The 14990-nt window shown below is 61.3% G+C and carries 18 protein-coding genes; 8 read left to right on the top strand and 10 right to left on the bottom strand.

Features of this window, described 5'->3' with window-relative positions; translation table 11 throughout:
* Nucleotides 1-14: 14 nt before the first annotated feature.
* From rluB to BMZ10_RS15515, 6 genes are all read right to left on the bottom strand, one after another.
* Nucleotides 15-1229, bottom strand: coding sequence for a 23S rRNA pseudouridine(2605) synthase RluB (gene rluB, locus BMZ10_RS15540; protein WP_093463927.1), 1215 nt, complete (start codon nt 1227-1229; stop codon nt 15-17).
* 209 nt (nt 1230-1438) lie between these two features.
* Complete coding sequence (locus BMZ10_RS15535) at nt 1439-1627, bottom strand: DUF1289 domain-containing protein (RefSeq protein WP_093463925.1); 189 nt, start codon at nt 1625-1627, stop codon at nt 1439-1441.
* A gap of 146 nt (nt 1628-1773) precedes the next feature.
* Nucleotides 1774-2565 carry an SMC-Scp complex subunit ScpB gene (scpB, locus tag BMZ10_RS15530; RefSeq protein WP_093463922.1) on the bottom strand — a complete coding sequence of 264 codons (792 nt, stop codon included), beginning with the start codon at nt 2563-2565 and terminating at the stop codon, nt 1774-1776.
* 11 nt (nt 2566-2576) lie between these two features.
* The gene (locus tag BMZ10_RS15525; RefSeq protein ID WP_177182143.1) at nt 2577-3275 is read right to left on the bottom strand and encodes a segregation and condensation protein A; all 699 of its coding nucleotides are present in this window, start codon (nt 3273-3275) and stop codon (nt 2577-2579) included.
* Between the two features lie 116 nt (nt 3276-3391).
* Nucleotides 3392-4024 (bottom strand): L-threonylcarbamoyladenylate synthase, encoded by a 633-nt coding sequence (locus BMZ10_RS15520; RefSeq protein WP_093464194.1) that lies wholly within the window; start codon nt 4022-4024, stop codon nt 3392-3394.
* Nucleotides 4025-4037: 13 nt separating this feature from the next.
* Complete coding sequence (locus BMZ10_RS15515) at nt 4038-4901, bottom strand: PHP domain-containing protein (RefSeq protein ID WP_093463916.1); 864 nt, start codon at nt 4899-4901, stop codon at nt 4038-4040.
* Nucleotides 4902-4966: 65 nt separating this feature from the next.
* On the opposite strand from BMZ10_RS15515, the gene BMZ10_RS15510 reads away from it, so the two are divergent.
* The 6 genes from BMZ10_RS15510 to BMZ10_RS15485 all read left to right on the top strand — a co-directional run bounded on the left by BMZ10_RS15510 (nt 4967) and on the right by BMZ10_RS15485 (nt 9257).
* Nucleotides 4967-5575 carry a septation protein A gene (locus tag BMZ10_RS15510; RefSeq protein ID WP_093463913.1) on the top strand — a complete coding sequence of 203 codons (609 nt, stop codon included), beginning with the start codon at nt 4967-4969 and terminating at the stop codon, nt 5573-5575.
* A gap of 1 nt (nt 5576) precedes the next feature.
* Nucleotides 5577-5876, top strand: a complete 300-nt coding sequence (locus tag BMZ10_RS15505; protein ID WP_093463910.1) for a YciI family protein — start codon at nt 5577-5579, stop codon at nt 5874-5876.
* Between the two features lie 150 nt (nt 5877-6026).
* Nucleotides 6027-6446: an SH3 domain-containing protein gene (locus BMZ10_RS15500; RefSeq protein ID WP_093463907.1), complete on the top strand. Its 420-nt coding sequence runs from the start codon at nt 6027-6029 to the stop codon at nt 6444-6446.
* A gap of 7 nt (nt 6447-6453) precedes the next feature.
* Nucleotides 6454-7131, top strand: coding sequence for a response regulator transcription factor (locus tag BMZ10_RS15495; RefSeq protein ID WP_093463904.1), 678 nt, complete (start codon nt 6454-6456; stop codon nt 7129-7131).
* Nucleotides 7132-7373: 242 nt separating this feature from the next.
* Complete coding sequence (locus BMZ10_RS15490; protein WP_093463901.1) at nt 7374-7817, top strand: Spy/CpxP family protein refolding chaperone; 444 nt, start codon at nt 7374-7376, stop codon at nt 7815-7817.
* 102 nt (nt 7818-7919) lie between these two features.
* A complete protein-coding gene (locus BMZ10_RS15485) occupies nt 7920-9257 on the top strand; it encodes a sensor histidine kinase (RefSeq protein WP_093463898.1) in 1338 nt (445 codons plus the stop codon).
* Nucleotides 9258-9364: 107 nt separating this feature from the next.
* On the opposite strand, the gene BMZ10_RS15480 is transcribed toward BMZ10_RS15485, so the two are convergent.
* On the bottom strand, nt 9365-9925 hold the full coding sequence (locus BMZ10_RS15480; RefSeq protein ID WP_093463895.1) for a nitroreductase family protein: 561 nt from the start codon (nt 9923-9925) through the stop codon (nt 9365-9367).
* A gap of 175 nt (nt 9926-10100) precedes the next feature.
* Here BMZ10_RS15480 and BMZ10_RS15475 point away from each other — a divergent pair, with 175 nt between their 5' ends.
* The gene (locus BMZ10_RS15475; RefSeq protein ID WP_093463892.1) at nt 10101-11555 is read left to right on the top strand and encodes a TrkH family potassium uptake protein; all 1455 of its coding nucleotides are present in this window, start codon (nt 10101-10103) and stop codon (nt 11553-11555) included.
* Between the two features lie 64 nt (nt 11556-11619).
* Here BMZ10_RS15475 and BMZ10_RS15470 read toward each other — a convergent pair whose 3' ends face one another.
* Entirely contained in the window at nt 11620-12627 is a 1008-nt protein-coding gene (locus BMZ10_RS15470) for an AraC family transcriptional regulator (RefSeq protein WP_093463890.1), read from the bottom strand.
* A gap of 135 nt (nt 12628-12762) precedes the next feature.
* Here BMZ10_RS15470 and BMZ10_RS15465 point away from each other — a divergent pair, with 135 nt between their 5' ends.
* Nucleotides 12763-13074: an Mpo1-like protein gene (locus tag BMZ10_RS15465; protein ID WP_093464192.1), complete on the top strand. Its 312-nt coding sequence runs from the start codon at nt 12763-12765 to the stop codon at nt 13072-13074.
* A 59-nt stretch (nt 13075-13133) separates the two neighbouring features.
* Here BMZ10_RS15465 and BMZ10_RS15460 read toward each other — a convergent pair whose 3' ends face one another.
* Together BMZ10_RS15460 and BMZ10_RS15455 are read right to left on the bottom strand one after the other, a co-directional pair.
* Nucleotides 13134-13952, bottom strand: coding sequence for a UDP-2,3-diacylglucosamine diphosphatase (locus BMZ10_RS15460; RefSeq protein WP_093463885.1), 819 nt, complete (start codon nt 13950-13952; stop codon nt 13134-13136).
* Nucleotides 13953-14089: 137 nt separating this feature from the next.
* A complete protein-coding gene (locus BMZ10_RS15455) occupies nt 14090-14989 on the bottom strand; it encodes a bestrophin family protein (protein ID WP_093463882.1) in 900 nt (299 codons plus the stop codon).
* Nucleotide 14990 lies beyond the last annotated feature (1 nt).

The raw sequence follows: 14990 nt of genomic DNA, 5'->3' as shown, positions 1-14990 counted from the left end.
TGTTCAACCCAACCTTACTCGGGCTTGCGACGACCGAAGCCCGGACGCTGGCCAGAACCGGCGGGTGCGCCACGACGCTTGCCCGAAGGCGTTTTGTCGTCAGCCAGTTTGATGCCCGGACGCGTGGCTTTCGGTTTTGCCGGGCGCTTGTTCATCTCGCTCGGACGTTCCGCCACCGGCGTGCCACGGCTGCTGTCTGTGCGGCTGTCGCTGCGACCACCGGCCGCCGGACGAGGCGAGCGCGCCGGGCGACTGCTGTCAGCCGGCTTGCGGGCTGGACGTTCGCCATCGGCCATGCGCGGCTCACGGGCCGGACGCTCGGCAGGCGCCGCGTCCCTGGCCGGACGCAACTGACGAACGCGCTCGCCTTTGCCCAACGGACGCGACGACTGGCGCTGCAAGCGCTCCAGTTTGTCCTTGGTCTTGGCGTTCATCTGCGGCATGGCGACAGGCTTGAGGCCCACTTCGGCACTGAGGATATCGACTTCCTGCTGGGTCATTTCGCGCCAGCGGCCCATCGGCAGATCCGAGTTCAGGAACACCGGACCGAAGCGCACGCGCTTCAGGCGGCTGACCACCAGGCCCTGGGATTCCCACAGGCGACGCACTTCGCGGTTACGGCCTTCCATCACCACGCAGTGGTACCAATGGTTGAAACCTTCACCGCCCGGCGCTTGCTGGATGTCGGTGAAACGCGCCGGACCGTCTTCCAGAATCACGCCGTTCTTGAGGCGCAGCAGCATGTCGTCGTCCACCTCACCACGGACGCGCACTGCGTACTCGCGGTCCATCTCGAACGAGGGGTGCATCAGGCGGTTGGCCAGCTCACCGTCGGTGGTGAACATCAGCAGACCGGTGGTGTTGATGTCCAGGCGACCGATATTGATCCAGCGACCTTCTTTAGGACGCGGCAGGCGGTCGAACACGGTCGGACGGCCTTCCGGGTCGTCGCGGGTGCAGATCTCGCCATCGGGCTTGTTGTACATGATGACGCGACGGACCGTTTCGGCCGCTTCTTCGCGCTTGATCACGCGACCGTCGACGCTGATGGCGTCGTGCAGGTCCACCCGCTGACCCAGGCTTGCCTGAACGCCGTTGACCTTGATGCGGCCTTCGCCGATCCACGCTTCGACGTCACGGCGCGAGCCGACGCCAATACGGGCGAGGACCTTTTGCAGCTTCTCGCCTGCTGGGCCGATCTCTTTGTCCTGCTTGTCTTGTTCACTCATCTGGGCACCTCCCGGTGTGTCGATCAGACCGTGCGCGAGTGGGCACGGCCTGTTGCCCTGCTCGCTGCCGGAGCGACGCTCGGCTGCGAAACGGGGCTGAAAACTGGAACCTGTGGCGAGTGCGGATCGCCAAAAGGTCGCGAATCATACGCTCATGTCACGCGTTGCGCATCACAGACTAGACGAAAACCCTGACTGCATGATCGCGATCACTTCTTTTTCCGTCGACCGGCACGCTTGAGCTTACTCAGGCGCGCCACCGACTCGGCCAGTACCGCGCGCTTTTCGTCCTTGTCCATCTTCTTCCACGATTTGATTTCGCGCTTGCTGCGGCCACAACCGATGCAGATGTCATCGTCGAATTTGCAGATGCTGATGCAAGGGTTTTTGCTGCTCATGAAAAGCCCTGAAGAGTGGATTTATCCTTTGTGGGAGCGCGCTTGCCCGCGATGGCGGCATGCCCGTCAACCTTGTACTGGCCGACACGCCCCAATCGCGGGCAAGCGCGCTCCTACAGGTCTACGGCAAATTGAGCCTTGCCGTTTCACCGCGGATCATCGTCGTCCGTTCGCTCATCTTCCAATTCAGACTCTTTATCGGCGTCATCGAGCAATAAATCGTCAAAGTCGATTTTCAGGCCGTGCTCCATCGTGTCGAGCTCGGCCAGCAGGCTGCGGAAGCTGGTTTCGTCGCGCGGCGCTTCCGGCTCCTGCTCCGTTTCAACCGCAAGGCTGGCATCGGCCAGCGCCTGCAGATGCGCAGGCACGGGCGCGTCGTCGAACTCAAGAACAGGCTCGGCCTCCATTTCCCGCAGATCGGCCAACGGCGGCAGTTCGTCGAGGCTCCTGAGGTTGAAGTGATCGAGAAACGCCTTGGTGGTCGCGAACATCGCCGGCTTGCCCGGCACATCGCGGTATCCGACGATCCTGATCCACTCGCGCTCCAGCAAGGTCTTGACGATGTTGCTGTTGACCGCAACACCGCGCACATCTTCAATTTCGCCGCGGGTGATCGGCTGGCGATAGGCGATCAGCGCCATGGTTTCCAGCAGCGCCCGCGAGTAACGCTGCGGGCGCTCTTCCCAAAGGCGACCGACCCATGGCGCGAACTTCTCGCGGATCTGCAGGCGGTAGCCGGTCGCCACCTCCTTGAGCTCGAACGCACGGTTATCGCACGACTTGCCCAGCAGGGTCAGCGCCTTCTTGAACACCGCAGGCTCCGGACGCTCGCCTTCTTCGAACAGCTCATAGAGCCGCTCCAGCGATTGCGGTTTTCCGGAAGCCAGCAGAAAAGCTTCGAGCAGCGGCGCGAGTTCGCGAGGTTCGTTCAGGTTCATCGATCAGCTCTTTATTCGGCTCGCGCGCGCACATGAATGACAGCGAAGGGTTCGTTCTGCACCAGTTCCACCAACTGCTCCTTGACCAGCTCAAGCACGGCCATGAACGTGACGACCACGCCCAGCCGCCCCTCCTCTGCCGTGAACAACTCGGCAAACGGCACGAAACCCGCACCCTTCAGACGCTCCAGCACATCACTCATGCGCTCGCGGGTGGACAGCGCTTCACGGCTGACCTGATGGCTCTCGAACATGTCAGCGCGCCGCAGGACCTCGGCCATGGACATCAGCAATTCTTCAAGCGCAACGTCCGGCAGCAGCTTGCGCGCCCGCGCTTCAGGCGCATCCAGCCTGGGCACCACGACGTCCCGGCCGACACGGGACAAACCGTCGATGCCCTCCGCCGCGGCCTTGAAGCGCTCGTATTCCTGCAGACGGCGAATCAGCTCGGCGCGCGGATCGTCCTCTTCCTCCTCAGCCGTCTCGGAGCGCGGCAACAGCATCCGCGACTTGATCTCGGCCAGCATGGCAGCCATCACCAGATATTCGGCGGCCAGCTCCAGGCGGACGGTTTTCATCAGCTCCACATAGCCCATGTACTGGCGAGTGATTTCCGCCACCGGGATGTCGAGGATGTTGATGTTCTGCTTGCGGATCAGGTAGAGCAGCAAGTCCAGCGGACCTTCGAACGCCTCGAGGAAGACCTCCAGCGCGTCCGGGGGAATGTACAGGTCGACCGGCATCTGCGTGACGGCCTGACCGTAGACCATCGCAAACGGCAGTTCCTGCTGAGCGTCGGCCTGAGGATCGAGAGATTGCGCGTCGGTCACTCGACTTCGACCCCGAACGGTGTCGGATCGCCGCAGCCGACGCGGACGACTTGTGGATCGCCCTCGGCCAGATTGATCACGGTGGACGCCGAGATACCGCCCTCGCCGCCGTCGATGATCAAGTCCACCTGATGCTCGAGGACCTGGCGCATCTGCAGCGGATCACTCATCGGCAGAGTTTCGCCGGGCATGATCAGGCTGACACTCATCAGCGGCTCGCCCAGTTCCTGCAACAGTGCCTGAGCAATAGGATGCTGCGGCACACGCAGACCGATGGTCCGACGCTTGGGATGCAGCACCAGTCGTGGTACATCCCGGGTCGCGCCGAGGATGAAGGTGTAGGGGCCAGGAGTGTGAGCCTTGAGCAAGCGGAAAGCGGCGGTGTCGACTTTGGCAAACGTGCCCAGTTGCGACAGGTCGCAGCACATCAGGGTGAAGTTGTGCTTGTCATCAAGCTGACGCAGGCGGCGAATGCGATCGACCGCCGTCTTGTCTTCCATTCGACAGCCCAGGGCATAGGACGAATCGGTCGGGTAAACCACCAGACCGCCGGCCCTGATAATCTCGACCGCCTGCTTGATCAGACGCGACTGCGGGTTCTCCGGATGGATCTGAAAAAATTGACTCACGGTATCTTCCTGTTCAGACGGCAGTAGGCTGGTCATTTTTTTTGAACCGACACCAAAGCGGCGGCAGATCCTCCGGCAACGGGCGATACACGCCAATTTCGGACCAGGCGCCTGGGGCATGAAAATCACTGCCGGCACTGACCAGCAGACCGAACTCTCGGGCCAGAATAGCCAGGCTGCCGACTTGATCGGCAGGCTGCAGACCATTGACTACTTCGATCGCATGGCCGCCGGCCTGAATGAAGTCGGCGACCAGTTTGCGACGTTTGCTGCGTGTGAAATCGTAATGCCAGGGATGGGCCAGGCTGACCCATGCCCCCGCCGCGCGCAGGGTCGCCACAGTGTCTTCCAGCGTAGGCCAGTGCTGTTTGACGTCGCCCAGCTTGCCTGCGCCGAGCCATTTGCGGAACGCTTCGGCGCGATCTTTCACGAAACCTTCATTGATCAGGAAATCGGCGAAGTGCGGTCTGGCCGGTGCATTGCCGCTGTCACCCAAGGCCTGCTGCACGGCGCGCGCACCTTCGAGCGCGCCAGGCATACCTTTCATCGCCAATTTGCGACTGATTTCTTCGGCGCGCAACCACCGCCCGGTGTGCAATTGCTCAATGGCATCGAGCAAAGGCCGGGCATCGACATCGAAGCCGTAGCCCAGCACGTGGATGGTGGCACCGCCCCAGGTGCAGGACAACTCGATGCCATTGATGAGCTGCATATCCAGCGCAAGCGCCGCCGCACGGGCTTCTTCGAGGCCTTCGATGGTGTCGTGATCGGTCAGTGCAAGCACTCTGACGCCGTTTTCGTGGGCACGTGCGACAAGAGCCGCAGGCGCAAGCGCGCCATCGGAAGCGGTGCTGTGGCAGTGCAGATCGACATTCATAGGGGCGCTTTCGCAGTCATTGATGTTTGTTATTATGCCGTCACATCCAGCTTCTGGCTCTCACCGTGAAACAATTCATCGACTTCATCCCGCTTATCCTGTTTTTCGTCGTCTACAAAATCAGTCCCCAAGCCGTCGACATTCTTGGCCACAACTTCATGGTAGGCGGGATTTTCAGCGCCACCGCGATGTTGATCGCCAGCTCCATCGTGGTCTACGGCATCCTTTATGTGCGTCAGGGCAAGCTTGAAAAAAGCCAATGGCTGACCCTGATCGCCTGTCTGGTCTTCGGCAGCCTGACGCTGGCGTTTCACAGCGAAACCTTTCTCAAGTGGAAAGCGCCGGTCGTCAACTGGCTGTTCGCGTTGATTTTCGCCGGCAGCCATTTCATCGGTGACCGTCTGCTGATCCAGCGCATCATGGGCCACGCGCTGACCCTGCCGCAGGCTATCTGGACCCGACTGAACATTGCCTGGATCGTGTTCTTCCTGTTCTGCGGCGCCGCCAACCTGTATGTGGCGTTCACCTATCAGGATTTCTGGGTCGATTTCAAAGTCTTCGGCAGCCTGGGCATGACCCTGCTGTTCCTGATCGGCCAAGGCATTTTCCTGGCCCGACACATCCACGACGCCGATGCGTCCACCCAGCCTTCAACAAAAAAGACCGAGGACTGAAATGCTCTACGCAATCGTCGCAACAGACGTCGCCAGCTCGCTGGAAAAACGCCTGGAAGCGCGCCCCGCGCATCTGGAACGCCTGACGGCACTCAAAGCCGAAGGCCGCATCATCCTCGCCGGCCCCAACCCGGCCGTGGACAGCAATGACCCGGGCGCGGCGGGTTTCACCGGCAGCCTGATCGTCGCCGAATTCGAATCGCTCGCCGCCGCACAGGCCTGGGCTGACGCCGATCCATACATCAAGGCAGGCGTCTACGATCACGTGGTGGTCAAGCCGTTCAAGCAAGTCCTGCCGTAACCTGCCGCACCGTGCCCGGCTCTTTGAGACCGGGCATTGCGTGCTCCCGCCTCTGATTGCTCATTATTCGCATCCTGCTGCCGATAGCCTGCCAAATGCCCAATAAAAACGGTGCAGTTGTCAGGCGCCGCAAAAAAGTCAGGAGTTCAGATGCGTCCACGTCTGTGGTGTGTACTGGCGGCCGCGCTGGCCGTTTCGGCAATCAGTTTCGATGTGCAAGCGGAGGAAACGAGCGACACCATCAGCCACGCACTGCCGCTGCCCAGCGCGGCGAGCCAGTTGACCGATCTGCGCCAGCGTCTGGCGGAAAGCGAGAAACAACGCGAAGAACTGACGCGGCAGATGCAGAATGCCGATGCCGAACGCGAAAGCATCCAGCTTGGTCGCCTGCGTCAGGAGAACCAAAGGCTTAAACTGCAGCTCAAAGAAGCTCAGTCGGTCATGCCTGCGCGGGTGCTGACCGAGCAACAACAATGGTTCGTCACAGGGGCTGGCGTTGCAATGGTGGCCCTTCTGTGCGGTATCTTTGCCAGCGGCTGGCGTAGACAGCGTCGGCAATGGCTAAATTGAGTGAGTCATGAGCGAGCTGTTACTTATTGATGATGACCAGGAGCTCTGCGAGCTTCTGAGCAGTTGGCTGAGCCAGGAAGGGTTCGTGGTCAGGGCTTGTCACGATGGCCAGAGCGCCCGCAAGGCACTGGCCGAATCCGCTCCGGCGGCCGTGGTGCTGGACGTGATGCTGCCCGATGGCAGCGGGCTTGAAGTGCTCAAGCAACTGCGCACCGATCACCCTGATCTTCCGGTCCTGATGCTGTCCGCACGCGGGGAGCCGCTGGACCGCATTCTGGGTCTGGAGCTTGGAGCCGACGATTACCTTGCCAAGCCCTGCGACCCTCGGGAACTGACCGCACGCCTGCGCGCCGTCCTGCGCCGCAGCCACCCCACGGCAGTCTCTTCGCAGATCGAACTGGGCGACCTGTGTTTCAGCCCGGCCCGTGGCGTGGTCACCATCGACGACCAGGAATTCACCCTGACCGTCTCCGAAGCCCGCTTGCTCGAAGCCTTGCTCGGCCAGCCAGGCGAGCCTCTGGACAAGCAGGAGCTTGCGCAACTGGCGCTGGGTCGCAAACTCACCCTCTACGACCGCAGCCTGGACATGCACGTCAGCAACCTGCGCAAGAAGATCGGCCCGCACGCCGACGGCCGCCCGCGCATCGTGGCGCTGCGCAGCCGGGGTTATTACTACGCGGTTTAGCCATACGACATAAATGCAGGAGCGCGCTTGCCCGCGATGGCGGTGTGTCAGACACATTGCAATGCCTGACGGATCGCGTTCGCGGGCAAGCGCCTGCAAGTAACTGCCCCGACATCGATCTGTCAGCCGCATCACAAGTCCTCTTTACCCAAGCTTTACCCCCGCCTGACCTCGCTTGACCTTGATCTCCCTAAACTGGCCACAACCGGCACAGAGCCGGATTCGAGACAAGGAGATACACCATGCGCAAGACTCTGATGGCTTTGATGTTCGCTGCTGCCCTGCCTACCGTTGCACTGGCGATGCCTCCGGAAGGCGGCCCGATGGCTGGTGCCGGCGGCCCAGGCTTCGATGGCCCTGGCATGCATCACCGTAAAGGTCCGTTCGACAAGCTGAACCTGACCCCGGAACAGCGTCAGCAGGTCGGCAAACTGATGGGCGACCAATGGCGCGGCCGCTCCGAGATCACCCACAAGTATCTGGCCAAGCTGTCGCCGGCCGATCAGAAAGCGATGCAGGATGAGCTGGCTGCCAGACACGCGAAAACCCAGGCCGACATCCGCGCCATGCTGACACCCGAGCAGCAGAAGATCTTCGATCAGATCCAGAAGGATCAGGCTCAGCGCCGGGCCGATCGTGCCGAGTTCGAAGCCTGGAAAGCGCAGAAAGCGCAAAAAACCCAGTAATTCGCGGCCACCGCTGCTGGCGCGGCATTACACTCCCTGACCCGACACGCTCTCCCCGGCGTGTCGGGTTTTCTGATTGAGGGGCGTGACCGAGGGTTTTAAGTGCGTTCATTGTTCTGGCGAATTCTCGCAAGCTTCTGGCTGGCGATCGCATTGGTGGCGGGTCTGTCGATCCTGTTGGGGCATATGCTCAATCAGGATGCCTGGATTCTCAGCCGTCATCCCGGCCTGCATAACTTGCCGGAAAAATGGACTCAGCTTTACGAGAACGAAGGTGAAGGCGCTGCCCAGGACTTTCTGCAAGGCCTCAAACGCAAGTATCACATCGACGTCCAGGTGCTCAACGACAGCGGCGAAGCGGTGATTCCCGGCACGTTTCCCCCACGTGCGGCCGCCTTCGAAGCCCGTCAGAAGGACGATCCCCGGCAACTGCCATGGCGTCGTCTGACCAGTGAATACACCAGCCCCAAGACCGAAGAAACCTACCTGCTGATCTACCGTATTCCACATCCTGAACTCGATGCCTGGCACCGCGAAAGCCTGCTCTGGCCGCTCAGCGCGCTGGGCATTGCGCTGGTCGTGCTGACCTTGTTCAGTCTGCTGGTGACCTTGTCGATCACGCGTCCGCTGAGCCGTCTGCGGGGCGCCGTGCATGACCTTGGTCAAACCACCTATCAACAGAACAGCCTGGCCCAGCTGGCCAATCGCAGAGATGAATTTGGTGTTCTGGCCAACGATTTCAACCGTATGGGTGCGCGCCTGCAAAGCCTGATCGGCAGCCAGCGACAGTTGCTGCGCGACGTTTCCCACGAACTGCGCTCGCCTCTCGCACGCCTGCGCATCGCGTTGGCACTGGCCGAGCGGGCTGAACCTGCCGAGCGAGAAAAGCTCTGGCCGCGTCTGACGCGCGAATGCGACCGGCTGGAGGAGCTGATCGGTGAAATCCTCGCCCTGGCGCGACTGGACGCCGACATGGGCAGCGCCACGGCCATCGATCTTCCCGGGCTGCTGCATCACCTGAAAGCGGAAACCGAGTTGGGCAGCACAGACCAGACCGTCGCCGTTCAGGTGCAGGCTGATGTTCAACTGCAGGGTTGGCCGAACGTGCTCGAACGGGCGCTGGACAACCTGCTGCGCAACGCGCTGCGTTTCAATCCCTCAGGTCAGCCCATCGAGCTGAGCGCGCGCAACGAAGATGACACGCTGTTCATCAGCGTGCGTGACCATGGCCCTGGCGTCAGCGAGGATCACTTGGCTCAGCTGGGTGAACCGTTCTACCGTGCGCCGGGCCAGACCGCTCCGGGCTATGGTCTGGGTCTGGCCATCGCCAAACGCGCGGCGGAAAAGCACGGAGGCCATCTGCTGCTGGAAAATCATCCGCAGGGCGGCTTCATCGCCAGCATTGTCGTGCCGCACGATCTGGCGACCGTGCACAGCTGACGGTCGGCCGTGGCTTGCTCGCGAACAGGTCCAGCCGGTGGTGACGAGGTGGCTGACGCACCGAAATCGCGAGCCCGCCTTCGACGGCGGAAATGCGCAGTGCCGGTCTACCCCTGCCACTCGCTGACGAAGTCCACGACTACAGGCTTCGCCGCCTCGCGCGGTGGGTTCAGCGGCGTGCCCAGATACAGGAACGCAACGACTTCTTCATCCGCAGCCAGGCCCAGGCCTTTGGCCACATGTGGGGAGTAGGACAACTCGCCGGTGCGCCATACCGCGCCAATGCCCAGCGCATAGGCGGCCAGCAGCACGCCATGGGCAGCGCAGCCTGCAGTGATGAGCTGTTCGCTTCTGGGCACCTTGTAATGTTCTTGCAACCTGGCGATGACGACCACCACCAGCGGTGCGCGCAGAGGACCGGAGCGGGCCTTCTCCAGCGCTTTTTCATCCGTACCGCTGCCGATTTCGATCAGCGCCTCGGCCAGCAGATCGCCCATCCGCTGACGCGCGTCACCTTCCACGGTGAGAAACCGATAAGGCCGCAACTGTCCATGATCGGGAGCACGCAAGGCGGCGCTGAAGAGGATTTCGCGTTGAGCCGCATCGGGTGCGGGCTCGATCAGCCGGGGGACGGACACGCGATTAAGCAATACATCAAGCGCTTCCATTGAATCGTCTCCTGAAATTTGATGGGGCATTGTAGTGCCGCAAACACATTCTTGAACTTCAATAACGAACAGCGGTGGCATTTACTTACAAGACACGCAGAAAGTGCCTCGGTTTACTTGGCTCTGCCCACGGGTAGAATGAGCGCCTTTCCATCACCTAGATCAGAGCGACTGCATGGCGTTGCCGACCCTTCGCATCATCGGTTTCATTATCGGCATCTTTCTCATCACCCTGGCCATCGCCATGGTCGTGCCAATGGCGACGCTGCTGATCTTCGACCGCACGGCGGACATGCCCTCGTTCCTCTGGTCCAGCATGGTCACCTTCATCTGCGGCCTTGCGCTGGTGGGTCAAGGGCGGCCGGAACACGTCCACCTGCGGCCCAGAGACATGTACCTGCTCACCGTCAGCAGCTGGGTCGTGGTGTGCATATTCGCCGCGCTGCCGTTTCTGCTGACCCAGCACATCAGCTACACGGACTCCTTTTTCGAGAGCATGTCGGGCATCACCGCGACCGGCTCCACGGTCCTCAGCGGGCTCGACAGCATGTCGCCCGGCATCCTCATCTGGCGCTCACTGCTGCACTGGCTGGGCGGCATCGGCTTCATCGGCATGGCCGTGGCGATCCTGCCATTGCTGCGCATCGGTGGCATGCGGCTGTTCCAGACCGAATCGTCGGACCGCTCGGAAAAGGTCATGCCGCGCTCGCACATGGTCGCCAAATTCATCGTGCTGGTTTACATCGGCATCACCGTCCTGGGCAGTCTGGCGTTCTGGTGGGCAGGGATGAGCCTGTTCGACGCCATCAACCATTCGATGTCGGCGATTTCCACCGGCGGTTTTTCCACCTCAGATCTGTCTCTCGCCAAATGGCCGCAGCCGGCGGTGCACTGGGTGGCGATCGTGGTGATGATTCTCGGCAGCCTGCCCTTCACCCTGTACGTCGCCACCTTGCGCGGCCATCGCCAGGCGCTGTTCCGAGACCAGCAAGTGCAGGGCTTCATCGGCCTGCTGCTGGTCACCTGGCTGGTGATGGGCGTCTGGTATTGGGCGACCACCGATCTGCCGTGGTACGACGCGTTGCGCCATGTCGCGCTGAACGTGACCTCCGTGGTGACCACCACCGGTTTTGCACTCGGCGACTACAGCCTCTGGGGCAACTTCGCTCTGATGCTGTTCTTTTATCTGGGCTTCATCGGCGGCTGCTCGGGGTCAACCGCGGGCGGCGTGAAAGTGTTCCGGTTCCAGGTCGCCTACATCCTGCTCAAGGCCAACCTGCATCAGTTGATCCATCCTCGGGCGGTGCTCAAACAGAAGTACAACGGCCATCGTCTGGACGACGAAATCGTTCGTTCGATTCTGACGTTTTCGTTCTTCTTCACGATCACCATTTGCCTGATCGCACTGCTGCTGTCGTTGCTGGGGCTGGACTGGATGACCGCACTCACCGGCGCGGCCAGTACCGTGTCTGGCGTCGGGCCGGGGCTGGGCGAAACCATCGGTCCGGCGGGCAACTTCTCGACGCTGCCCGATGCCGCCAAGTGGATTCTGTCGGTCGGCATGCTGCTTGGCCGGCTGGAAATCATCACGGTGCTGGTGCTGTGCATCCCTGCGTTCTGGCGGCATTGAGTCAACGCCGCCGGACAGAACACGGCAGGTCCCTGCAAGCGCGCTCACAGGGAATCGAGGGCGGCTATTCGATCGCCTTACGCACCCGGTACTCGCCCGGCGTCTCGTCGAACCAGCGTCTGAATGCACGGAAGAAGTTGCTCGGGTCGGCGAAGCCCAGCAGGTAAGCGATCTCCAGCAAGGTCATCTGCGGCTGCGCGAGGTACTGCTCGGCCAGTTCGCGACGGGTGTCGTCGAGCAGCGTCTGAAAACTGGTGCCCTCCTCCTGCAACCGTCGCTGCAAGGTGCGCTGTGAGAGGTGCAAGCTCTGGGCTACCGCCTCACGTTTGGGCTCGCCCTGCGGCAGCAACCTGCAAATCACCTGGCGCGCTTGATGGGTGACGCGGTTGCTGGCAAAGCGGGCCAGAAACTCCCCGGCGAAACGGTCATGCAAATTAGCCATTGCCGCATCAGCGGTCGGCAAGGGCGCTTCCATGTCGGCGCGCTCGAATACCAGAGCGTCGTATGGCGCATTGAAGGTCAGCGGCGCGTGGAAGAATTTCTTGTACGGCTCGACGTTTTTGGGCTGGTCACCCTGAATCAGTACCTGACGCGGGTGCAACGGACGGCCCGTCAGCCAGCCGCAAAACGCCAGTGCAACGGCCAGCGAGGCCTCGGCGCTTTGCCGCGTCGGCGGCAGTCGATCGCCATGCACAGTAAGGATCAGGGCGTAACCCTCCGGGATCAGCCGAAAACTCAAGTCGGCGCTGTCGGCAATGATGCGCTGATAGCGCACCAGACGCTCAAACCCCTCTTTGAGGGTCTGGCTGGACATCAGCGCATACCCGGCCACGCTGAACGACGCCGGCCTGACGACGCGAGCCATGTTCAGACCGATCGCCGGATTACCTGACAGCTCGACGGCACGTTGCCAGAGGCGAGTCATGGAGTCCTGGGCAAATCGGGCGTCAGGGTTCTCAAGGTCCGCGTAGATCAGGCCCAGTTCACGGAACAACGCCTGGCAGTCGAGCCCGTCCATCTCCAGGGACCTTACGATGCCCAGGGCCCAACTCGAAGAAGTCGTCTTTTCCATGCTCACGTCTTCTTATTATGCTCAATCGCCCCCTGCGACTGATAGCCGAAGGATACTACGTTGGCACCCATTGTCACTGCCTGCAGCGAGGGCTGGACTAAACTGAGTCGACACAGCGCAGCCGAGCAAAGCCCCGTGGAAAACCTGAGAACGTTCGAGCGATTTGCCGATTTCTATCCGTACTACCTGCAAGAGCACCGCGACAGCACCTGCCGTCGCCTGCACTTCGTGGGCACCAGTCTGGTCATCGCCATTATGGCGATCGCGTTATTGAGCGCCAACTGGGTGTTGCTGTATGTGTTACCGTTGGCGGGATACACGTTTGCCTGGATCGGGCATTTCTTTTTTGAGAAGAATCGACCTGCCACGTTCAAGCATCCGTTCTACAGCTTGCTGGGCGATTTCGTCATGTACAAAGACATGCTGATCGGCAGAGTGCCCTTCTGATAAAGGCGCTGCCCTGAGCTGAGCGTTGCCCCCGATCGTGAGCTGGACAGGTGCAGGCTTCAGACCGTTTCGCCCACGGCAGGCTCGATGACGCCAGCTTTTGCTTTGACATGGGCATCGGCGAGCCTGAACAGTTCGATCGTGCCGTCCCAGTGCTCGATCAGCGCGGTGCACGACTCGACCCAGTCGCCGCAATTGAGGTATTCCACGCCGCCCACCTGACGAATTTCCGCGTGGTGAATATGCCCGCAGACCACGCCATCTAGCCCGCGCTTCACGCATTCGTGAGCGATGGCTTCCTCAAAATCGCTGATGAAATTCACGGCTGTCTTGACCTTGTGCTTGAGGTAAGCCGAAAGCGACCAATAGCCGTAGCCGTATTTCGCCCGCCAGTGGTTGAGCCAGCGGTTGAGGGTCAGGGTGAATTCGTAGGCAGAGTCGCCAAGAAAAGCCAGCCAACGGTGATAGCGCGTGATCACATCGAACTGATCGCCATGGATCACCAGCATCCGGCGACCGTCGGCGGTGGTGTGCACCGCCTCGTCCACCAGCTGGATGTTGCCCAGAATCAGTCTGGAATAGCGACGCAGGAATTCATCGTGGTTGCCGGTGACATAGATCACCTCGGTCCCGCGCTTGCTCATGGTCAGCAGGCGGCGGATGACGTTGGTGTGCGCTTGCGGCCAGTACATGCCGCCGCGCAGTTTCCAGCCGTCGATGATATCGCCGACCAGATAAATCCTGTCGGCATGATACTGCTTGAGGAAGCCGGACAAATGCTCGGCCTGGCAGTCCCGGGTTCCCAGATGCACATCAGATATCCACAAGGTCCGGACACGTTGTTTACGACTGGGTCTCACGTTCTCGGCAATGCTCATGGACGACCTCCACTCTGGTTTTCCCAAGGGTGGACCGGGTCAATGAAATGAACATGACGAGGCTATTGAAGTTTGATGACAAAGCCCGCGGTCGAGCGAGGTAGCGCCAGGCAGACGATACAGCAGGTGCACAACCGTTACGTCAACACGAACTCCACCGGTTCGAGCAGCGGCGGAAGCGGCTCGACACCCAAGGCATCCAGCACGTCGCGCTCGACGATACGCACCAACGCATCCAGCGGCAGGTCGTTCTCGTCATAACCGAACGGGTCTTCGAGCTCGTTGCTGATCGCGTCTAGACCAAAGAAGGTGTAGCTGACGATGGCGATGAAAAACGGCGTCATCCACCCCAGCGGTTCCGCCATCGCGAAAGGCAGCAGGATGCAGAACAGGTAGATGGTGCGGTGCAGCAGCAAGGTGTAGGGAAATGGCAGCGGCGTGGTCTTGATCCGGTCACAGGTGGTGAGCACACGGCTCAGCGCGCTGAGATGGCTGGCCAGCAACGTGTAGCGCCACTCGTTGATCTGCCCCCTGTCGGCGGCCTGCGAACACTGTCGCCCGACTTCGCGCAGAATCCGGTCGCAGGGATTGGCCGCCCCGGCCGGCGGCATTGTGCTGAGCCAAGGCCCGGCCGCTCGCTGGATATCCTGACGCCGGAGCACGGCGCCGAGTGCGTGGGCAAAGCCGCACAGGTCACGAAGGATCGAGCCGCGCACACCGTCATCCTTCATCACCTGGGTTTCGCGAATGATCGAACGCGTTTCGGTGATCATTTCGCCCAGCGCCTTGCGCGCCTCGTACCAGCGGTCGTAGCAGGCGTTGTTGCGAAAACTCATGAAGATCGACAGCGACAACCCCAGCAGCGTGAACGGCGTCGCGCTGACCTTGGCGAAGTAGTCAGGGTGCAGGTTTTCGATCAGGACGATCACTGCCGCCAACAACGTGACCAGCAGGCTGCGCATGGCAATGCGCCGCGCAATCGAGCCCTTGAGGGCGAGCAGCACATTGATGAGGTTCGGATGAGGTCTGACGATCATG

The organism is Pseudomonas sp. NFR16, assembly GCF_900108875.1.
Taxonomy (GTDB): domain Bacteria; phylum Pseudomonadota; class Gammaproteobacteria; order Pseudomonadales; family Pseudomonadaceae; genus Aquipseudomonas.
Note: the sequence above shows the minus strand (reverse complement) of the source record. Positions and strands in the feature narration are given on the sequence as shown.